Source organism: Agrobacterium tumefaciens, assembly GCA_025559845.1.
Taxonomy (GTDB): domain Bacteria; phylum Pseudomonadota; class Alphaproteobacteria; order Rhizobiales; family Rhizobiaceae; genus Agrobacterium.
On the sequence record CP048470.1, the window covers coordinates 2,237,320 to 2,258,627 of the forward strand.

Annotated in this window: 19 protein-coding genes; 9 read left to right on the forward strand and 10 right to left on the reverse strand. The window is 56.5% G+C overall.

All coding sequences use genetic code 11. The features are described from left to right. Window positions 1-8: 8 nt before the first annotated feature. Window positions 9-1,007, forward strand: coding sequence for a TRAP transporter substrate-binding protein (locus FY156_26585; GenBank protein UXS05263.1), 999 nt, complete (start codon window positions 9-11; stop codon window positions 1,005-1,007). A 43-nt stretch (window positions 1,008-1,050) separates the two neighbouring features. Here the strand turns inward: FY156_26585 and FY156_26590 are convergent, their stop codons facing one another. After that, on the reverse strand, window positions 1,051-1,743 hold the full coding sequence (locus tag FY156_26590; GenBank protein UXS05004.1) for a GntR family transcriptional regulator: 693 nt from the start codon (window positions 1,741-1,743) through the stop codon (window positions 1,051-1,053). Between the two features lie 113 nt (window positions 1,744-1,856). On the opposite strand from FY156_26590, the gene FY156_26595 reads away from it, so the two are divergent. The 8 genes from FY156_26595 to FY156_26630 all read left to right on the forward strand — a co-directional run bounded on the left by FY156_26595 (window position 1,857) and on the right by FY156_26630 (window position 10,689). Next, window positions 1,857-2,504, forward strand: coding sequence for a GntR family transcriptional regulator (locus tag FY156_26595; GenBank protein UXS05005.1), 648 nt, complete (start codon window positions 1,857-1,859; stop codon window positions 2,502-2,504). Between the two features lie 168 nt (window positions 2,505-2,672). Next, window positions 2,673-3,500, forward strand: coding sequence for an ABC transporter substrate-binding protein (locus tag FY156_26600; protein UXS05006.1), 828 nt, complete (start codon window positions 2,673-2,675; stop codon window positions 3,498-3,500). A 68-nt stretch (window positions 3,501-3,568) separates the two neighbouring features. Then, window positions 3,569-4,261, forward strand: coding sequence for an amino acid ABC transporter permease (locus FY156_26605; GenBank protein UXS05007.1), 693 nt, complete (start codon window positions 3,569-3,571; stop codon window positions 4,259-4,261). Between the two features lie 19 nt (window positions 4,262-4,280). Then, window positions 4,281-5,171 carry a 4-hydroxy-tetrahydrodipicolinate synthase gene (gene dapA / locus FY156_26610; GenBank protein UXS05008.1) on the forward strand — a complete coding sequence of 297 codons (891 nt, stop codon included), beginning with the start codon at window positions 4,281-4,283 and terminating at the stop codon, window positions 5,169-5,171. Between the two features lie 14 nt (window positions 5,172-5,185). Then, the gene (locus FY156_26615) at window positions 5,186-8,077 is read left to right on the forward strand and encodes an FAD-dependent oxidoreductase (GenBank protein UXS05009.1); all 2,892 of its coding nucleotides are present in this window, start codon (window positions 5,186-5,188) and stop codon (window positions 8,075-8,077) included. Between the two features lie 7 nt (window positions 8,078-8,084). Next, window positions 8,085-8,813 carry an amino acid ABC transporter ATP-binding protein gene (locus FY156_26620; GenBank protein UXS05010.1) on the forward strand — a complete coding sequence of 243 codons (729 nt, stop codon included), beginning with the start codon at window positions 8,085-8,087 and terminating at the stop codon, window positions 8,811-8,813. A 23-nt stretch (window positions 8,814-8,836) separates the two neighbouring features. After that, window positions 8,837-10,240 carry a dihydropyrimidinase gene (gene hydA / locus FY156_26625; protein UXS05011.1) on the forward strand — a complete coding sequence of 468 codons (1,404 nt, stop codon included), beginning with the start codon at window positions 8,837-8,839 and terminating at the stop codon, window positions 10,238-10,240. 35 nt (window positions 10,241-10,275) lie between these two features. Then, window positions 10,276-10,689: a DUF3830 family protein gene (locus FY156_26630; GenBank protein UXS05012.1), complete on the forward strand. Its 414-nt coding sequence runs from the start codon at window positions 10,276-10,278 to the stop codon at window positions 10,687-10,689. Window positions 10,690-10,739: 50 nt separating this feature from the next. Here the strand turns inward: FY156_26630 and FY156_26635 are convergent, their stop codons facing one another. The 9 genes from FY156_26635 to FY156_26675 form a co-directional block, all read right to left on the reverse strand. Further along, complete coding sequence (locus FY156_26635) at window positions 10,740-11,984, reverse strand: hypothetical protein (GenBank protein UXS05013.1); 1,245 nt, start codon at window positions 11,982-11,984, stop codon at window positions 10,740-10,742. A gap of 302 nt (window positions 11,985-12,286) precedes the next feature. Then, window positions 12,287-13,798 (reverse strand): aldehyde dehydrogenase (NADP(+)), encoded by a 1,512-nt coding sequence (locus FY156_26640; protein ID UXS05014.1) that lies wholly within the window; start codon window positions 13,796-13,798, stop codon window positions 12,287-12,289. Between the two features lie 302 nt (window positions 13,799-14,100). After that, a complete protein-coding gene (gene uxuA, locus FY156_26645) occupies window positions 14,101-15,312 on the reverse strand; it encodes a mannonate dehydratase (protein ID UXS05015.1) in 1,212 nt (403 codons plus the stop codon). Between the two features lie 16 nt (window positions 15,313-15,328). Next, on the reverse strand, window positions 15,329-16,375 hold the full coding sequence (locus FY156_26650) for an L-idonate 5-dehydrogenase (GenBank protein ID UXS05016.1): 1,047 nt from the start codon (window positions 16,373-16,375) through the stop codon (window positions 15,329-15,331). 59 nt (window positions 16,376-16,434) lie between these two features. Continuing rightward, the gene (locus FY156_26655; GenBank protein UXS05017.1) at window positions 16,435-17,841 is read right to left on the reverse strand and encodes a TRAP transporter large permease; all 1,407 of its coding nucleotides are present in this window, start codon (window positions 17,839-17,841) and stop codon (window positions 16,435-16,437) included. A 3-nt stretch (window positions 17,842-17,844) separates the two neighbouring features. Then, window positions 17,845-18,420 carry a TRAP transporter small permease gene (locus tag FY156_26660; GenBank protein UXS05018.1) on the reverse strand — a complete coding sequence of 192 codons (576 nt, stop codon included), beginning with the start codon at window positions 18,418-18,420 and terminating at the stop codon, window positions 17,845-17,847. Window positions 18,421-18,491: 71 nt separating this feature from the next. Further along, entirely contained in the window at window positions 18,492-19,466 is a 975-nt protein-coding gene (locus FY156_26665) for a DctP family TRAP transporter solute-binding subunit (protein UXS05019.1), read from the reverse strand. Window positions 19,467-19,530: 64 nt separating this feature from the next. Next, window positions 19,531-20,247 carry a FadR family transcriptional regulator gene (locus FY156_26670; protein UXS05020.1) on the reverse strand — a complete coding sequence of 239 codons (717 nt, stop codon included), beginning with the start codon at window positions 20,245-20,247 and terminating at the stop codon, window positions 19,531-19,533. 254 nt (window positions 20,248-20,501) lie between these two features. After that, window positions 20,502-21,188: an HAD family hydrolase gene (locus FY156_26675; GenBank protein UXS05021.1), complete on the reverse strand. Its 687-nt coding sequence runs from the start codon at window positions 21,186-21,188 to the stop codon at window positions 20,502-20,504. Between the last annotated feature and the right edge of the window lie 120 nt (window positions 21,189-21,308).

Sequence of the window (21,308 nt, forward strand, 5' to 3'; positions counted from 1 at the left end):
GGCTTTTGATAACGATGATCAACAGACGTAAACTTCTCAAACTATCTGCCGCCAGTGTGGCGACGTTTGGCGCACCTGGTTTGGTTCGCAGTGCGAACGCAAGAACCCGTAACGTTACGGTCGCCTCGCTCTTCGCCGACGACAAGCCGGAGACCAAGATTTGGTTGAAGATCAGCGAACTTGTGGAGGCAAAGCTTCCGGGCCGTTTCAAGTTCAATATCGTTCGCAGCGGAGCACTTGGCGGTGAGAAGGAAGTTGCTGAGGGCGTCCGGCTCGGGTCAATCCAGGCCAGCCTCTCGACCGTATCTTCGCTTTCCGGCTGGGTGCCGGAGTTGCAGATCCTCGACCTTCCATTTCTTTTCCGCGATGGTGAGCACGTTCGCAGGGTCGTCACCGGAGACACAGGTGCCGACCTGAAAAGCAAGTTGGCGTCACAACAGTTCGTGGCCGTTGATTTTATCAATTACGGCGCTCGTCATCTTCTTACCAAAGAGCCCGTGACAAAGCCGGTGGAACTCGAGGGAAAGAAAATCCGCGTCATTCAGAGCCCGTTGCATACCAAGCTTTGGAGTGCATTCGGCACAACGCCGGTCGGCATTCCAATCACAGAAACCTACAACGCGCTGGCGACAGGTGTCGCGGATGCCATGGATCTGACGAAATCCGCATATGCCGGCTTCAAACTTTATGAAGTCGTTCCATACATGACGGAAACCGGACATATATGGGCTTCCGGCGTTGTCTATTATGGCGCGGCATTCTGGAGCCAGTTGGATGACGAGGAAAAGAAGGTGCTGTCGGATGCATCGAGCGAAGGGGCGCTTTACTTCAACCAGCTTATCGTTGAGGACGAGGCAAAGTCGGTCGAGTTGGCGCTTTCGAAAGGCGGCAAGCTTCTGAAGCCGGAAGACTATGACGCATGGCAAAAGGGTGCGCAGGGTGTCTGGCAGGATTTTGCGGGGACCGTGGGCGGCATTGATAGGATCCACGCAATCCAGGCAGCCTGACTAATTGATATAGGCGTTCCCTACGGGGAGCGCCTAAACGGTTCTATTCGGCAATATGCAGGTGACGTCGCGCAAAGCCAATGAGGCTTTCGACGTGTGAGGCAACGGAGGCTCTTACCGCATCTGCATCCTTGTTCTGCAAGGCGGTGACAATGACCAGGTGTTCGGTTGAGTCCGGCGTGAGCCGATCCTTGAGATTGCCAATCTCAAACAGTCTCGTGGTCGACCGCAACCCTCGTAATACCCCCGCCATGACATCGTTACCGCAATAGTCAATGATCAGGTTGTGTAGGCGGTCGTCGGAAAACCAGTGTGCATCCGTGTGATAGGCTGTCGCACCCATCAGGTCATCGATCTCGCGACGTACCTCGACGAGCTGTCTGCCAGGGATTGCTTCCATAGCTTGCACAGCTGCTTCCGGCTCAATCAATATCCGCAGTTTCAGGCTCTGGATATATTCACCTATGTCTACTTGCCGGACGACATATTTGCGGCCGTCGCCCTTGTGGACCATGCCTTCACCTTCAAGTCGCTGCAACGCTTCTCGCAGCGGCGTCCTCGAAACCCCAAGCGTTTCCGCGAGTCTTGCTTCGGTGATGACCTGTCCTCCACGCAGTCGCCGATGACGTATCATGTCGGATACAGCGTTGTAGGCGAGAGCGGCCAGCTTGTGACCGCCGATGTCCGGGGCTGTTTCGGCAGGCTGTTTTTCCGTCTGTGTCACGCGGCTCGTCATCCCTTGTTTGCTTTGGCGGTGTGATTTGTTTTCGTCACGACGAAGTCTTCCCAAAGACCCATAGCATGTTGCATAGCTGTCATGATCGCCAACACGGCTGGAGAGTGTGAGATATGAATGACGACATCACGGTCGTGGGGGAAACCAGTCTGGCGGATGACACCTATCGCACGCTTCTCGATGACATTCTGGCAGCAAGGCTGACGGGCGGTGCTATTGTTCAGGAGCGCCGTCTTGCCACCAAGCTTGGCGTCTCGCGTTCGCCGATGCGTGATGCGCTGGGTCGGCTTGAGGGGCAGGGGCTTCTGGTTCGTAACAGCAAAGGTGTTCTGACGGTCCGTGTCATTACCTTGCAGGATTACCTTAACAGCCTTGCCATGCGCCTTTTGGTGGAGCCGTCGGCTGCCGCGCTGGCCAGTGCATCCATGGATGTTTCTCAGATCAACAACCTGCAAGCTATGCTCGACCGGCTCGACGCTGACGTCGATCCAGATCCCTCGCTTGTCTGGCAGTTCGATGATGCGCTTCATAACGGGATTGGTACAGCCAGTGGAAATCCTTTCATGGCTGAGACCATCATTCAGATGCGTCGTTACACGACGATTTTCGAGCGTCAAAGGCGGCTTGCGCAACGCAAGCCGGGCATATCCGATCACCACGCCATTCTCGCGGCCCTGAGGGCGCGCGACGCAGATGCTGCCCGTGACATTATGGGGCTGCATCTGGAGCGCGTCCGTGAGGGCGTTCTGAGCACCTACTGACCTCATCCTCTATCCTTGTTGAAGTGTGATGCCTGTTTTTTGGCTGTGCTGAAAAATGGGGCTTGCATCACGTTTCTTCGCTGTGTATGAAAATGGTATACCAGTTGGATGCAATATTGGCAAGCAGCCACTTGGACTGAAGAAAAAGATAACTCCAGAGGAACCAATATGAATTTTCGTCTAGTAACGCTTGCGGCCGTGGCCGTCTTTCAATTGTCGTCGACGGCGTCTGCGCAGACCTGCGCGCCAAAAATTGCCGACGCAGAGCTTATCAAACCAGGTACTCTGGTGATGTCTACCAATCCCACTCTTCCGCCATTGCAATTCGTCGATTCCAAGGGTGAGCTTCAGGGAATGCGCGTTGAGTTGGGCAAGGAGATCGCAAAGCGGCTTTGCCTCACCCCTGAGTATGTCCGTATCGAGTTTTCCGCCATGATCCCTGGCCTCCAGGCAGGTCGGTGGGACATGATCAATACGGGTATTTTCTTCACGCCCGAGCGCGCTGCCATGATGCAGATGATCCCTTACGAAGATCAGGCAATCAGCATTTCTGTCGCTCCGGATACGAAAAAGGAATTCAAGTCGAAGGAAGATCTCGCAGGCATGCGTGTCGGCGTTGAGCTCGGTGGTTTCGAAGAGAAGAAAGCACGCGAACTGGATGCGGAATTGAAAAAAGAGGGCAAGGAAGGCCTGACGATCCAGACATTCGACAATTTCGCACTGGCCTTCCAGTCTCTGCGGGCAGGACAGGTTGAGGGTGTCGTTGCGATTGATGCTGTTGCCAAGGAGTATGACAAGCGAGGCGACTTCAAACGGGCAGTCCATGGCCTCTATCCGGCTCCAGTGTCGATTGCCTTCAAGAGTCCCGCTCTTGCAGATGCGGTCTCAGTCGTTCTCAAGGAGATGAAGTCTGACGGCTCGCTCGCAAAATTGTTCGACGACTACGGTCTACCGATGGTCGAAGGTGACTACTCCGTCAAAGGTCCGAACCGCTAACATCCGATGAGACAGGCGAGCGTCATTACTCGGGCGCTCGCTATCCACAAGACTGGAGAGGCTTCGACATGTCATTCTGGAACTGGTCAGGTTTTTTTGAATACCTGTTCAATCCCTTCATCCTCGAGGGTGTTGCTACAACGATCTGGCTGACATGTGTCTCGCTGGTCTGTGGTCTTGCACTGGGTTTTATTCTGGCGCTCATGCGGCGATCGCATGCGATGCCGGTACGCGGACTGGCATCGTTCTACGTATGGCTGTTTCGTGGCACGCCGCTTCTTGTGCAACTCATTGTAATTTACACGGCACTGCCGCAACTTGGAATCCGTTTCAGCGTTGTCCAGGCGGCATTGATTGGCCTTGCTCTCAATGAGGCAGCTTATCTGGCCGAAATCATTCGCGCCGGTATTGAGGCTGTCCCGGAAGGTCAATCCCGTGCGGCAAGAGCGCTCGGAATGACGGAGCGGCAGATCATGCGCCGGATCGTCATGCCCCAGGCCTTCAAGGTTATCATTCCGCCGCTCGGAAATTCGGTGAACGGTCTTCTCAAGACGACCTCCGTAACCTCGGTCATTTCCATGGAAGAACTGCTGCGCCGCACGCAGGTTCTGATCCAGGAGAAGTTCATGGTGCTCGAGCTCTTCGCCGTCGCCGCCATATATTATCTGCTACTCACAACCGCATGGGATTTCATCCAGCGGCGTATCGAAAAGCGCTTCGGTCAGGCGACGGCAACAGCCCGCTTTGCTGACAAACGCTGAAATCTCGAAGGACAAGATGATGACGAAGAAATTTCGCGGTGTATTCACCGTGATGATAACGCCGCTCGACAATACGGGTTCTGTCGATCTCGTCGCGCTCAAGGCTTTTGTAAACTGGCAGGTAGATGAAGGAATTCATGGCCTTATCCCGCTTGGTTCAACCGGAGAATTCCTCTCTCTTTCTCAGGAAGATCGTGACGCGGTAGCGCGTACAGTGATTGAGACGGCTGCAGGGCGCGTCCCCGTTCTCATCGGGGCCGGTGCCGAGGATACCCGGGAGGCAGTACGCCTGAGCCGCCAGGCAGAAGAAATGGGCGCCGATGGCGTAATGGTCATTCCGCCGTTCTATTCTACCCCGACCGATGACGAACTCGTCGAGCACTACCGGACAATTGCCGCGTCTATCAACATTCCCGTCATGGTCTATAACAATCCAGCGACGGCAAACGTCGATATGAAACCCGAACTTCTGGCACGTATCGCCGAAATCAAGGGTTGCGATTACGTCAAGGAATCGACACTGGAGGTGACGCGAGTCCGCGACATCGCGCGCCTCGCAGGCGAGAATATGACTGTATTTGGCGGCATTCTCGGGTTTGAATCATTTGTCATGGGTGCCGAGGGCTGGGTGGCAGTCGCCTCCAATGTTGCCCCAGGGGTTATGGCGCGTATCTTCACACTCGCTGCCGACGAGAAAAGATATGATGAAGCGCGAGCGCTTTATCTAGAATGGCTACCTGTCATTCAGGCCGTCGGCGGACAAGCCTATGTGGCTGGATCGAAGTCGCTTCTCAATCATATGGGCTTTGCCGCAGGCGAACCTCTGCCGCCGAGGTTGCCGCTTCCCACCGCACAGGACCAGGCGATGAAGGCCCTTGTAGACCGGTTTAACCTGAAGTTCCCAAGCTAAGGAAAGTTACCTGAATGCCACTTTCCGCCGGTTCCGCAGAAAAGCTTACGCTTTACATTGACGGTGCTGAATGCCGTGTCGAAGCGGGAGCCAGCATTGCAGCCGCAATGGCGCAATCGGGCCGGCATGGGTTTTCCTGTGATACGAGTGGGAAAGCGCGTGGGCTCTTTTGCGGGATGGGTGTTTGTCACGACTGTCTTGTAACGGTTGATGGTCGCACCAGCCAGCGAGCCTGCATGACACAGGTATCACCGGGCATGCATGTGGAACGTCAGTCAGCCCGGCCAGATATCCTTGACGAGCGCCTGAAAGAGATTGCACCGCGACCTCTGGCGGTTGGCGAAAGGCGCATGGATGTGCTCATCATTGGCGCAGGTCCTGGCGGCCTTTCCGCGGCACTTGTTGCGGCGGAGGCAGGTGCATCGGTTGTTGTTCTGGATGAGCGGCATAGCGCCGGTGGCCAATTCTATAAACAACCGAACACACCGGTCGCCGCCGACGTCCTCAGAACAGACACGCAGGCTTCCGATGGTGCCGCTCTGATTGATCGAGCCCGCAACGCGGGTGTTACACTTGTGGCGGGCGTTACTGTTTGGGGCGCGTCGCGCAACGATGACGGTGAATTGTCGGTAGGTTGCTACGGGCCCGACGGTGCGTTTTATGCCGTCCCGGATATGATGGTGATTGCCACGGGCGCTTTCGAGCGCCCCGCACCCATCCCCGGATGGACGCTCCCGGGTGTCATGACAGCAGGCGCTGCGCAGACGTTGTTGCGCAGCTATGCCACACTCCCTGGCAAGCGGATCGTTGTTGCCGGCAACGGACCACTCAACATTCAGGTCGCGATGGAAGTCCTGAAAGCAGGAGGGCAAGTGGCCGCTCTCGTCGATCGCGCTTTGTCCCCCTTTCATAATCCCGCGGCCGCGCTTGCTGTCCTTAGATGCGACCCTGCCTTGGCTCTCAAGGGTATGCGCGAACTCGTCAGACTGACGAAGGCACGTATACCGCTTTTCTGGAGAAGTCGCGTTCTGGCGGTCGAGGGCGACACACAGGTGGAGCGTGTGGCGATTTCAACGCCCACTGGACCCCGTTATTTCGAGGCCGACACTGTGCTCCTGGGTGGAGATTTTACGGCGTCGAACGAGGTTTCAAGGTTGGTGGGTTGCGCGCATGACGTTGCCGCTGACGGCTCACTTGTCGCCCGGTGCGGCAAGGACGGAGAGAGTTCGTTGCCCAACGTTTATATTGTTGGCGAGGCTTCGCGTTTTGGCGGCGCTTACGTTGCGATGTCTGAAGGGCGGCTTGCGGGCCTCGCAGTTGCTCGAAAGCTTGGATTGAGTGAGAGGTCGGACGCCAAGGCTGCAAACAGGCTTCTGCGATCGAGACGGTTTCAGGGCGCTTTGTGGTCGCTATTTGCCGATGGCGCTGAGAAAAAGTCAGAACTCGAAGACAGCACGATCGCCTGTCGGTGTGAGAATATCACTGTCGGTCGCTTGCGAGAAATTTCAGGCGAGGGACCGCCCGACATCGCAACCTTGAAACGCCTGACGCGTGCCGGCATGGGGCGTTGCCAGAGCCGCTATTGTGGTCGAACCTTGACGGAACTTGCCGGCAAACCTCAATCGCAGACGCAAGGCTTACTCGCACCGCAGATGCCCCTTCGCCCGGTGCCGCTTGCAGCCTTATCTGTCGAAAAGGCGGAATGGGGCGGCCATAAGCGCGCACTCTTGCCGGAACGCCCGCCTCTTTCGAACCAGGAGCCATTGCCAAGAACCGAGGTTGGTACACTCGTCATCGGTGCCGGTATAGCTGGCCTTTCCACAGCCTACTTTCTTGCAGAGAGCGGTGACGATGTCGTCGTCGTGGAGCGTGGCTTTCCCGGAGGCCTGGCGTCCGGCGGAAATGCAGGCAGCTTGCATGCGCAACTTCTCTCCTTCGATCATGGCGCTCGTGCTGAAGGCGGCGGTGGTCCTGCCGCCCGCACGCTCTCACTGCAGCGCGATTCCATCGATCTCTGGCTGAGCCTTGAGAAGCGCTTTGGTGTCGACTTCGAGATGAAGATAACCGGTGGACTGATGGTCGCCGAGACGGAGGCCCATCTCCGGTTTCTTGAGGAAAAGACGGCCATGGAACGGGCCTCGGGGATCGATTGTCATGTCATCGGAAAACAGGATCTCCACCGGCTTGAACCAGCCCTCTCGTCCGCGATGATCGGTGCTGCGTATTGCCCTCAGGAGGGGAAGATCAATCCGTTGATCGCGACGCGTCACATGGCAGATGCCGCCAAGAAGGCCGGTACGTCCATTTTCGATCGTACTGAAGTCCTCTCAATTGAGGCCGCCGGCAATCGCTTTCTTGTCAAAACGTCACGAGGTACGATTTCGGCCATGCGTATCGTCAACGCAGCCGGCGCGTTTGCGTCGCGCATCGGCGCCATGCTTGGCCTCAACGTGCCCGTTTTCGGTGCGCCATTGCAGATGGTTGTTACAGAGGCTGCAGCTCCGGCAATTTCCCATCTGGTCGCTCATGCCGACCGCCACCTGACACTGAAGCAGGCGGCCAACGGTAATTTTCTGATTGGGGGCGGCTGGACTGCCGGCCTTGACCCTATTCATAGCCATCCGCGCCCGCTGTTTTCCAGCCTTGAAGGTAACCTCTGGGTGGCGCAGCACGTGGTGCCTGGACTCCGCAAACTGCATGTGATCCGCAGCTGGGCGGCGATGAACATCAACATCGATGGTGCGCCAATCCTCGGCGAACATCCCGCCATGCCCGGTTTCTTCAATGCCGTTACGTCCAACGGCTATACGCTAGGGCCGCTCGTCGGCCAACTCACGGCTGCAATGGTTACAGGCCGTGACCCAGGCCGCGATCTGTCGGCATTTTCCATTTCCCGTTTCCAGTGAGGCGACAATGATCGAAATCACCGAGGTTTCAAAGTATTACGGCGAGTTCGAGGTTCTGAAGAACTGCACGACCACCGTCAAGAAGGGCGAGGTTGTGGTCGTTTGTGGCCCCTCTGGCTCTGGAAAGTCGACGCTCATCAAATGTGTCAATGCTCTGGAGCCGTTTCAGAAAGGGTCCATCCGCGTCGACGGCATCGAAGTCGGCGATCCGGCGACAGACCTTCCGGAGTTGCGTTCCCGTGTCGGCATGGTTTTCCAGAATTTCGAGCTCTTCCCGCATCTGACGATCGAGGGGAACATCATGCTCGCACAGCAGATCGTGCTTGGTCGCCATGAAGATGCCGCCCGCAAAAAGGCAATGGAATTGCTGGACCGGGTTGGTCTGACGGCACATGCGCTGAAGTATCCCGGTCAGCTCTCCGGCGGTCAGCAGCAGCGCGTGGCGATAGCCCGCGCCCTGGCGATGAACCCGATGGCAATGCTGTTTGACGAACCGACATCCGCGCTCGACCCGGAAATGATCTCAGAGGTTCTCGATGTCATGACCGGGCTTGCCCGTGACGGGATGACAATGATGGTGGTTACCCATGAAATGGGCTTCGCGCGCCGTGTAGCCACCCGAATGATTTTCATCGATCAGGGCGAAATCGTTGAGGATCGTCCCACGGAGGCGTTTTTCAACGAACACCACAATCCGCGCACTGAGGCGTTTCTCAGCAAGATTCTCCAGCATTGACGAAAATTGGAAAGGAGTACGCCATGGGTGAACTCGATCTCATCGTACGCAACGGAACCATCGCAACAGCGTCTGACGTTTTCCGTGCCGATATTGGCATCAAAAATGGGCGCATCGTACAGATCGCCGAACATATTGATGCCAATGGAACGGTTGTCGATGCTGAAGGAAAATTTGTCCTGCCGGGTGGAATAGACAGCCACGTCCACATCTCGCAGCCTTCGGGTGATGGAATTGTCATGGCTGATGACTTCGAAAGCGGCACGCGTTCGGCACTGTTCGGTGGAAATACCACGCTTATGCCCTTTTGCCTGCAAGAGAAGGGAAAATCCTTGCGCGAGGCACTAAAGGCGTACCACGCTCTAGCTGATGGCAACTGCTACACAGACATCAGCTTCCACCTTATCGTCAACGAGCCAACCGAAGCTGTCCTCGGTCAGGAACTTCCAGCATTGATAGAGGATGGATATTCGTCGCTGAAAGTCTTTATGACCTACGACGATCTCCGTCTCAGCGATGCCGAGATCCTTAGGACACTGGATGTTGCTCGTGAGACCGGGGCAACGGTCATGGTCCATTGTGAAAATGAAGACGCGATCCGTTTCCTCATCGAAAAACACGAGGCTGCAGGTGATGTCGCGCCGCGTGCCCATGCCACGACGCGTCCAGCTGCTGTTGAACGCGAGGCGACGCACCGGGCGCTCACACTTGCAGAAATCGTCGATGTGCCGGTTGTTATCGTTCACGTCTCGAACGGGCAGGCGATGGATGAGATTGGTCGTGCGCGGGCTCGCGGGGTGAAGGTTGTCGGCGAGACCTGCCCGCAATATCTGGTGCTGACGGCAGACGATCTTTCGGGCATGGATTGGGAGGGTGCAAAATTTGTCTGCTCTCCACCGCCACGCGATCTGGCTGCACACGATGAGTGCTGGCTTGGTATCGAGAACGGCGTCTTCGATCTGTTCTCTTCTGACCATTGCCCATTCCGTTATGACGACGAGCGCGGCAAGCTCAATCCGAGAGGGCGCCTGAGCTTTCGCCATATCCCGAACGGTATTCCCGGCGTGGAAACAAGGATGCCGATCCTGTTTTCCGAAGGCGTCATGAAGGGTCGGATTGATTTACAGCGCTTTGTTGCCCTTACAGCGACAAATCACGCGAAAACATACGGTTTGTATCCGCAGAAGGGAACCATCGCCATTGGCTCCGATGCCGATCTTGCAATCTGGGATCCGAAAGAAAAACGTACAATCCGCCATGCCGAACTCCACGATGGGGCAGACTATTCGCCCTATGAGGGAATGGATGTCGCGGGCTGGCCGACGACCGTCATTCTGGGCGGACGCATCATGGTCGAGGACGGGGTGCTTAAGGGCAAGAAAGGCGACGGTGTTTATCGCGCCGCGAGTACCCGCCGAAAGGCTTGAATAATTTTAAACTGACACACTGGAGACAATAACTGATGAAGCTGAAGGTAACCGCCGGCCCCTACGTATTCGACGCTGTGCTGGAGATGGAAAAAGCCCCTAAAACCTGTGAGGCATTCCTTGCTCGCATGCCATTCGAAGGCCAGATCGTCCACGTGCGCTGGTCCGGTGAAGGTGTCTGGATTCCGCTTGGAGACTATGAGTTTGGCGTCGGATACGAAAACCATACCAGCCATCCGGCCCCTGGACAGTTCATTCTTTATCCAGGCGGTATCAGTGAAACGGAAATCTTGTTGGCGTATGGAGGCGTGGATTTCTCCTCGAAAGTCGGACAGCTCGCGGGAAACCATTTCATTACGCTGACGTCCAATCTGGACAAGCTGGCGGAACTTGGGCCGAAAGTTCTTTGGGAGGGGGCACACCCGATCCGCTTCGAAGTGGCGGAGTGAGCGTTTGAGAAATGGCGGACAGGGTGACCTGTCCGCCACATAGGCAATTTTTAGTGCGAAACTCCCGAACCGCCAACTGCGACGATCGAGAACGGTTGGCCTTCCACGGGGATCGTGCGCGTTTCTTTCAGGGTCTCGGCGTCCACCACCCGTATCAGCGAGTGGCGTGGATCCGAAAGAGCGATCTTGCCGTCGGCGACTGCAAGGCGCGGGCGCGCGTCACGCCAATGGCCGTCTTTGCTGTAAGGCTCGGTTATCTTCGATTTTCGTACGATAGCCGCCTCAAGAATATCAAGGACGTGCAGATCCCCGTCTTCTGTCAGGATGTAGGCATTGCGCGGGTTGGCGGGATCGAGGATGAAGTCGACACGTCGTGTTGGTAGCTCGATGAGACGGAACTTTTCCTCGCCGTCCGGATCGATGAGAACCACTTTGTTTTCGCCGTAGTTGCCGAGGAAGAACTGCATGGATTTACCGCCAAGCAGCGTACCGGTGTTCGCCTTCGGGAAATGCTCCGGGTATGGGAGCATTTCAAATTCTGGACCATCGATGCCGCCAGGCCGGGCAACCAGAACGCCTTCTTTGCAACCGAATGCGACTAGTCTGGCGGAAGTTGCCTCGCCATGCAGATCCGTGCACTTTGCTTGCTGACCGACTTCTTTTCCGTCCTTGTCGAGGACGCGCACTCCGACACGTGGCGGCAAGGCATCGGGCTTCAATTCAGCGTTCTGATCGGGGACTGATACAAGGACGTAGCGCCCCATCGTGACCGCGACACCGTGATGGGCTGCCGTTGTGTCGATTGTTCGGACCTTTGCCTTTCCTTCCAGTAGAGCTGCCTCGTCGATAACGTCGGCCTTGCCGCCGCGATCGTAAAAGAGAATAGCGTGATCATCGTGGGGTACCACGTGGAACGGACGTTTTCCTTCGAAAATCACAGGCAGGAGGGCGGTCTCTTCCACATCGAGATCTCGGTGCTCACCGTGGTCGGATAAAATAATGCCGGTTTTGATGATGTTGACGACGTCTGCGTCCGATTGGGTCGCGAACACCGTCTGTCCGGTGGCACTTGCAGTGAGTGCTGCGTAACCCTTCAAATCATAGCGCGCCAGTTCCTTCCCGTCTTCGAAATTGATCGCGCGGACAATTGGTTGGGAATGGTCTGCGACGAAAAGGCGCCACTCCGTGCGGCTGTCCTGGCTTTCCTCTGCTGATGCATTGAGTGTGGCAAAGGGCGCAAACAGTAGAGAAGACGCAAGCGCAGACATGAGGAAATTATGAAGAGGAGGTGCCATGAGTGTCCTTCCGACAGTTAAGGTCCGATCGCGATAGCGAGGTATCGGTTCTGTAATGTTATTACATTCAATCTGAAATGTAATAACATTACGATAGCGCGGACTGTCAACCCGTGCGGCGCCAGATGTGGAAAAACGGACTCAAAAAATGTTGGAAAATTAGAAAGGCAACGACGCCGTCAACGGGCGGAGCGCCCAGATGCCATTTTAGATAGGCGAGGGGAGGTGTGGCCACGTATGTTCTGCGCGCCGAGGATGCGGGATCACGCCGGCAAACTGTTTTGCCGGCGTGAACTCAAAAATCAACCGATGTCGGACGGGAGAACGTCAGCCGGAATGTTCTGGTAAGAAACCGGGCGCAGGAAGCGACGGATCGACATGGTGCCAACCGAGGTCGCACCGAAGTTGGTCGAGGCCGGGTAGGGGCCGCCGTGAACCATGGCATCAGAGACTTCGACACCCGTCGGGAAGCCGTTGGCGAGGACACGACCAGCCTTGCGCTCGAGGATCGGCAGAAGCTTGCGACCCAGTTCAGCGTCACCCGCATCGAGATGAAGCGTGGCGGTAAGCTGACCTTCGAAGCTTTTTGCCACTTCGATCATTTCCTCGGCGCTGTCGACCGTCACGATAAGGCCGAGTGGCCCAAAGACTTCTTCCGCAAGTGCATGGTTGGCAAGCCAGTCCTTAGCAGAAACGCGGAACAGGTAAGGTGTGGCGTTGCGCAGATTGCAGGTGGTGGTCAGAACGTCGCGAACGCCGTTACCGGCTGCGATGCGGTCGCGGCCGTCGCGATAGGCAGAGGCAATCCCGTCCGTCAGCATGACTTGTGGGCCGACCTCGGACAGTGCAGCACGTGCCGTCTCGGCAATGGCGTCAGCCTGAGACGACAGGACGACAGCGATGCCGGGGTTCGTGCAGAACTGGCCAGCACCCATGGTGAGCGAACCTGCCCAGCCCTTTGCGATGGCTTCGCCGCGTGCGTTGATCGCTTCCGGCAGGAGGAACATCGGATTGACAGAGCCGAGTTCACCGAAGAACGGGATCGGCTCTGGACGCTGTGCACACAGGTCGAACAGGGCGCGTCCACCGGCCAGCGACCCTGTGAAGCCGACTGCCTTGATGCGTGGATGCTGGACGAGGGCAGAGCCAACGTCACGACGGCCGCCCTGGATCAGCGAGAAAACGCCTGGGTGAAGGTTGTGCTTCTTGACGGCAGCAAGCACGGCTTCTGCAACGATCTCGCCAGTGCCAGGGTGAGCTGAGTGACCCTTGACGACCACCGGGCAACCGGCAGCAAGTGCTGCTGCGGTGTCGCCACCGGCAACAGAGAATGCCAGCGGGAAGTTGGATGCGCCGAAAACGGCAACCGGGCCGATTGGACGCTGCATAAGGCGAATATCCGGTCGGGGCAGCGGCTGGCGATCCGGCAGTGCCACGTCATGGCGGCGATCGAGATACTCGCCATTGCGAATGTGCGATGCGAAGAGGCGCAACTGACCGGTCGTGCGGCCACGCTCGCCCTGAAGACGGCCTGCCGGCAGGCCCGTTTCGGCAGAGCCGATTTCGGTGATTGCGTCGGCGCGGGCTTCGATCTCGTCAGCAATGGTGTCGAGGAACGCGGCGCGCTCTTCCCGAGTGGTGTAACCGTAGCTCCAGAAGGCGTCTTCTGCGGCCTCGCACGCCTTGTTTACCAGGTCGACCGTACCGACCGAAAAGTCGAATGCTTCGCCTTGAGCCGGTTCACTACGAAACTTTGTTTCCGTTGCGACCCATTCTCCTGCGACGAGATGTTTGCCATGCGGCTTGAAACTCATTGTGCTCTTCCCTGAAAATCGAAACCTGTGTGGAACGTCCACCCGAGACCGTACGACTGGACCGCAGGCAGCAGGCAATTTGCCGACCTGACGATCCTTGTCCGGTTGCCCTCTGCCTTAACCCTTGTGGGGCTCTGGCGAAAGACGCTTTGTACTTTATTTGCTCGAAAAGTGTGATTATTTGACGACAACGTACAACAGCCACCGCCACACCTTCCTGCGTATGCCTGCAGGAAGGTGTAGCTGATTGGCTGGCCTTTTCCACGCAGATCCGGTCTTGAGTGAATATGACGGATGGTGGATCAGGTTGTGGATGTGTCGCTCAGGCCGAAACGGCTGTGCATCAGGGTTCGTTCGATCCCGCGCAATTCCGCCAGCCCCTTCAGGCGGCCGATGGCAGGATAACCTGGCTGGGCACCTCGCCTGAGATCGTCGAGGATTTCCTGTCCATGGTCCGGTCGCATTGGTATCTGGTGATCCTGGCGCCCTTCAGCGCGGCGTCGCGATTCCTCCTGGATGAGCGCCGCAATGACCGCCACCATATCCGTGCCCCCTTCCAGATGCTCGTCTTCAAAAAAGGAGCAGGGCACCGTATCGGTGTCGCGCGTTACATTACGCAGGTGAACGAAGTGAATGCGATCAGCAAAGCGTTTGGCGATGAAGGGAAGATTGTTGTCTGCACGTGCACCGAGCGAACCGGTACACAGAGTTACACCGTTTGCCCGGCTGTCGACCTGAGACAGCATGTGGGCATAATCCGCCTCGGTCGACAAGATCCGTGGCAGGCCGAGCAGGGGCCACGGCGGATCATCGCCGTGGGCGCAAATATTGATGCCGACTTCTTCTGCCACTGGAACGACCTCCGACAGGAAGTCGATGAGGTTCTGTTGCAGTCTGGTACGATCAATACCTTGATAGGAGCTGAGTTTTTCCAGGAGTTGTTCTAGTGTATAACCATCTGCGGAGCCGGGCAGGCCGGCACCTATGTTCTTGCCGAGTGCCGCGATCTTTTCATCGGCCATTCCCGAAAACCGTTGTGCAGCCTGATCGTGGAGCCAGTCGGGGTAGTCAGCTCGAGCGTCTGGCCGCTTGAGAATGTGGATATCGAAGGCTGCGAAGTCGACAAGGTCGAACCGCATGGCTCTCGCGCCATGCCTGGTCTCCCACCGCAAATCAGTTCTGGTCCAATCCAGAACCGGCATGAAATTGTAGCACACAGTTCGAATACCGGAGGCCGACAATCGGCGCAGTGTTTCCTGCCAGTTCAAGACGTGGCGTTTCCATTCACCCCTTTGGGTCTTGATATCCTCAGAGACAGGCACACTTTCCACCACGTCCCAGACCAGCCCGCCTGCCTTGATCGCCTCATGCCGCTTGCTGATCTCCTCCACCGGCCAGACATCACCCGTCGCTATGTGGTGCAATGCACTGACAATGCCTTGTGCACCCGCCTGTGCTGCATCTTGCACTGTCACTTTGTCGACCGGTCCGAACCACCGCCACGTATGTCTCATTGTATGTCCTTCGATGTCATGCTTGGGAAAAAGTGAGCTGCACCTTGCAGGCGCGGGTCCTGTCGCCGGCCTGCTCGAAGGCCGCCGCCGCTTCTTCCAACGGAAAGCTGTGCGAGATGATTGGCCGCACATCGATCTCACGGGATGAGATCAACGCAGCAGCTATTGCGAACTCTTCGTGGAAACGTTGCGATCCACGCCAGAGCACTTCCTTCCCGACAAGCGCATTGAGCGGGATGGTGATGTCACCTGTCACTCCCACCTGAACGATGGTACCACGCGGCTTTATTGCGGCAAATGCGCTCCTCAGGGCGGGCGCGGCAGCAGAGCAATCGAAAATGATGTCGAAGTAACCCTTGTTGTCCTGGTAGGGGATGAGGTTTTCGGCATTGGTGGCAACGTTGATCGTACGATCCGCGCCCATCGCAGGAGCCCGTGCAAGGGCTCCGTCCGCCAGGTCGGTAACAACGATCTCAGACGCTCCAGCGTGGCGCACGGCCGCAACGGTCAATAATCCGATCGGTCCAGCGCCGGTCACCAGAACGTTTAGACCGGCGAGGTCGCCTGCTTGCGCGACGGCATGCAGGCAGACCGCAAGCGGTTCGGTGCAGGCCGCTTCTGCAGCCGTCACATCCTTGCCAACTAGAGCGCATTGTTTGGCCGACACAACCAGCCTGTCCCTGAACATGCCCTGTTCATGTGGCATGCGCATGGCACTTCCCATGAACCGCATTTCGAGGCAGTGAATTGGCTGGTCCTTCTTGCAAAAAAGACAATGGCCGCAGGGCTGCGATGGGTTGACGGCCACAAGTTGGCCGATCACCAGATTGCTTATGCCGCTTCCAAGCGCCCGAACATAACCTGAGGCTTCGTGACCTGAGATGATCGGTTCACGCACGCGCACCGGTCCGAACCCGCCATCCTGATAATAATGAAGATCCGATCCACAGATCCCACCCGCGGCCATCTGCAGTAGGACTTCGCCTGGTCCTGGACCTGGGACACTTTGAGTTTCTATTTCCAGATGCCGCCTGCCGTGAAGACGTGCCACGCGTGTCTGCATGACTGATTCCCTTCTCTCATGAAATAAGGAGGGACGCGGGATAGCCGCGCCCCATTGTCTTAACGGATCAGACCGAGCTGTGTCGGTAACCAGAGGGTGACCGCCGGAATGAAGGTAATCAGTGCCAGGGCAATGAAGAGCGGGATCATCCATGGCAGGATCGCCAACGTTGTCCGTTCAACCGACATCTTCGATATGCGGGACAGGACGAAAAGCACCATCCCGACAGGCGGCGTGAGGAGGCCGATCATGAGGTTGAGGGTCACGATCAAACCAAGCTGGACAGGATCGATGCCGTAACGTGCCGCAACCGGCATGAGAATAGGCACGAGAATGCTGATTGCCGCTATTGTGTCGAGGAATGCTCCCACCACCAGAAGCAGAACGTTGACGATGATCAGGAACGTCCACCAATTGCTGGTCATCGAAAACATGAAGTCTGAAAAGAGCTGGGCCGCCTGGCTGACCGTCAAAAGCCAAGCAAAGATTGACGCTGCTGTCACGATGAAAAGAACGGATGCAGTTGTCTCGATTGTGTCGAACGTTGCCTTCGACAAGGTTTTGAAAGTCATCGTACGATAGCGCACAAGCCCAAGAAAGAGCGACCACAGCACAGCCGCTACCGCAGCTTCTGTCGGCGTGAACCACCCCATCGTCATGCCGCCGATGAGGAGGACGGGCGTCATCAAGGCCATCACTGCCGAAAAGTCATAATACCAGTCGAGTGCAACAAGGACGACAAGTCCAAGCAGGACGGCCACATTGATAGACAGTCCAGCGACGATCATAAGATAAACAGCAACAGGAAACGCGAGAACGATCACAACTTCTATCGATGCTGAAAGGAGCTGTTTCAGTTCAAAGGGCGTATCCGACCCCCAGCCCTTGCGCTTGGCAAAGACATAAACCGTCAGCATCATGAGGACGGTCATGACAACACCGGGTATGATGCCAGCCATGAATAGAGCACCGATCGAGGCGTTCGCCATCATTCCGTAGATCACGAAGGGCAGGGATGGAGGGAAGATTGGCCCAAGCGTGGCCGAGGCTGCAGTCACGCCTACGGCTGCCTCAACCGGGTAGCCGTGATCTTTCATTGCTTTGATTTCGATCGTCCCGATGCCGGCGGCGTCGGCAAGTGCCGTTCCAGACATGCCGGAGAAAACGACGGAGCCAATAATGTTCACCTGAGCAAGACCACCCTTCATCCAGCCGACCAAGGCAAGCGCAAATCGGTAGATACGACTTGTCACGCCCGCGATGTTCATCAGATTTCCGGCAAGAATGAAGAAGGGAACCGCGATCAGTGGAAAGCTCTCCACACCTGCGATCATGCGCTGGGCGGCGATGATGTCGGGCGCGACGTCGTAAATGACGAGATAAAGTAGCGACGAGACAGCCATTGAAACCGCAACGGGCGTACCGATGATGAGAAGCAGAAGAAAGGAGCCGATGAGCAGAAGCATAATCTATATTCCCTGTGTGCTAACGGCTTCCTGAGCCTTCTCACGGATTGTCTGTTTGCTTGTGATGTCCTTGATGAAATTGTGCAGGGCGCGAACGAACATCAGCACGAAGGCTGCAAAAACGGTGTAGAAAACGATGCCACGCGGGAGGTCTACAGTGACCATGCGCTCGTCGCCGACGATTTCGAGATACCGCCACATAAGCCACGTTATGTAGGCAAAGAAGCTGATGGTGATCAGGTCGACGACAAGCTCCAAGGCGCGACCGACAGGTTTTGACAGGAAACGGTAAATCAGGTCGACGTGAATGTGCCGGAACATGCGCACGCACATGACCGAACCGAGAAAAACCACGACAACGAGACAATTGGCGGCAATTTCTTCCGTCCATGCGAAACTATCGTTAAGGACATAGCGGGTGAAGAATTGCAGGAAGACGCACAGCCCCATACCCCAGAAGACGGCAAGGGTCAGCCAGTCCTCTAGCGCATAGGGGGAAAGATCAACCGGGCCGACTTCTTCCTCGAAAGCGTGCGCCATTTCTTCGACGCTGACAGGGGCGTGCTGATGGTCAGTCATTGAGGGACTCCAGGCAGAAGGTCTTGATGGGGTGCATCCCGGCCCAGTCGGAGCCGGGATGCTCACATGCATCACTTGATGGCGCGAATTGCGTCCCAGTCGGCTTTTTCGTAGCCGAAGTCTTCGAGCTTCACCTTTTCGATGACGTTCTTCTCGAAGTCTGCCTTGTCGACTTCAGCGACATTGATACCCTTGGATTTGAACTCGTCGACGAGTGCGAGTTCACGGGCTTCGATTGTCTTGGTTGTACGCGCAGCCGCTTCCTGCATGACCTCGGTGAAGATCTTTTTGTCTTCATCCGAGAGGCTTGCCCAGCGTGTCTTGGAGACCAGGGTGTTGAGGTGGTCAACGATGTGACCGCTGAGGACGATGTTTTTCTGAACCTCGTAGAATTTTTTCGCCTCAATCGTCGTCAACGGGTTTTCCTGTGCCTCCACAGTTCCGTTTTGAAGCGCGAGATAGACTTCTGCAAAAGCGATCGGCGTCGTGTTCGCACCGCAAGCGCGCGGCATCGCGAGATAGGCAGGAACGTCGGGAACGCGCATCTTCAACCCGGCCATATCCGAGCATTTCGCAATCGGCTTGTTCGAGGTTGTATGTCGAGTACCGTAATAGCTGACCGCGACGATGTGGTTGCCCGTCTTGTCTTCATAACCCTTTGCGAGTTTTTTGAAGACGTCACTCTTGGTGTAGGCAATAAGGTGGCTCGGATCACGGAAAATGTAAGGGAAATAGGTGACGCCGATCGGCTTGTGATCACGGGCGGCAAAGCTTGAGCCGGAAATGATAATATCGACCGTGCCGAGCTTCAGACCCTGGTTAATATCGGCTTCCTTGCCGAGCTGGGATGCCGGAAACACGTCGATTTTGTAGCGACCATCGGTACGCTTGGCGATCTCTTCTGCCGCCCAGACCGAGTCCGTGTGGAACGGTTCGGATGTTTCATAGACGTGTGCCCACTTAAGAGCGGTTTGAGCTTGTGCAGCAAAGGTCGACAATAGAATTGCCGCTGTTGCACCCATCAAGGTTGTCAATCTGATTTTCATTCTTAACTCCTCCCGAATTAAAGTCAGACCAGTTGCATTCTCCCGCCACCGCGTGCGCTGGCGATCAGTCCTCTCCGATTGTTTCCTCCCCGAAACTTTCGGAAAATCTCCTTTGAGACAAGGTCAGGTGCTGCCGCATTGCCTCACGCGCGCCCTCCGGGTCATTGGCCGCGATTGCTTCACGGACAACCCGATGCTCATCTACCGCGAGGTTCCAGCTGTGGGGGCCTTCAAAATAGCTGGCGAGCTTCTGGAAATAGGGGGACAGACTGCGCTCGTCATAAATCAGGCCTGTGAACCTGTTGAGCGCGGAATTGCCGATTATATCGGCGATAGCTGTGTGGAAGGCGCGGTCTAAATGAAGTGCCTGCGGCGAATTGTTGACTGAATTGGCCATGCGTTCGATGATGTCATCCAGTCTGGCGATGGCATCGGGACCCGCAATGCGCGCCGCCTCTTCAGCGATCGCGCTCTCGATGATGCATCTCGCCTGCAGGATCTCGAAGGGGCCATGGGCGTCGGGGACCGGGGAAGCCTGCTCCTGCGGCCGTCCTGCTGCGTTGACGTAGACGCCTGAACCCATACGAATGTGGATATGGCCTTCCACTTCGAGAACAATAAGCGCTTCGCGGACCGTCGGACGGGAAACGCCAAATCGTTCGGCAAGATCACGCTCCGCCGGCAGACGCTGACCGTCTACCAACTCTCCAGTTTCGATGAGTAAACGAATTCGCTCCGCGACCAGCCTGTAAAGGCGGCGCGGCTCCAAAGCCACGAACATGATTTCCTCCCGACGCGAAAGTCTCCCCCCTTCGCGCAAGCGGTAAGATTGTCTTACCAATTTAATTTGTGATCGTTCAGCTCGATAAAGTCAATCCGAGAGATGTTAAAAAATTAGATCGATACAAGTCATTGTTATAAATAGGTATTTACGAAATTCAGACGTCTTGTTGTTGTTCGTCCGTTGCGGAAATTGGTCAGGTGGCTAGGCCGCCATACGACTCGTAAGCCTTATGACGGCTGCACCAAGACGCGTCAGGTGGTGGCCGACGTAAGCTTCAGTTTCCCGTCCTCGCTGACGATGAGGCCAAGTTCGGCGTAATCGCCGATCGAGAGATGCGGCCCGTCGGTGGGGTGGGAGTGTGTTGTGTTGATAACGACAACAGTGGCTCCCATACGCTCTCCCGCTTCAATACCCGCAGGCGCATCTTCAAAGACAACACAGTTCTCGGGCAGTATTCCAAGCAACGCCGCCGCTTTTTTATAGCCCTCGGGATCCGGCTTTCCGTCTACAACATCTTCGGCGCATATCATGACTTCGGGCGGTGTCAATCCGGCCGCCGCCAGCCTGCGTTCGGCAAGTACACGCGCTGCAGAGGTGACGATGGCCCACGTGCCGACAGGGAGTTTCTTCAGGAACTCGGCCGCACCCGGGATCTGGATGATGCCATCTACGTCATCCATTTCCTTTTGGAGTAGGATGGCCGCCTGTTCATCGACATCAAGGCCAGGCACTGCTTCGCGTCGAACGACCTCTGATGCCCGCATGCCGTGGATGCGATTGAGAAAGGCGTTGGGTTCGATGCCGTTCGCGACAGCCCATTCACGCCAGACACGTTCCACAACGGCAATGGAATTGACCAACGTTCCGTCCATATCGAAGAGGAACGCGGAATGTTCGCGCGTCAAGGCGGCCTCAGCCTTTGTTACTTTGTTGTGCATGTGAGTTCCTGATGTTCTTGCCTGTTCGTTGACGGACTGCGCTCCTCTCTAGCGTATAGCTCAGAGCGACGGAATCATTTTCATCTACCTCCCCGTCAACCGCAGTCTCTGATGGGCAAG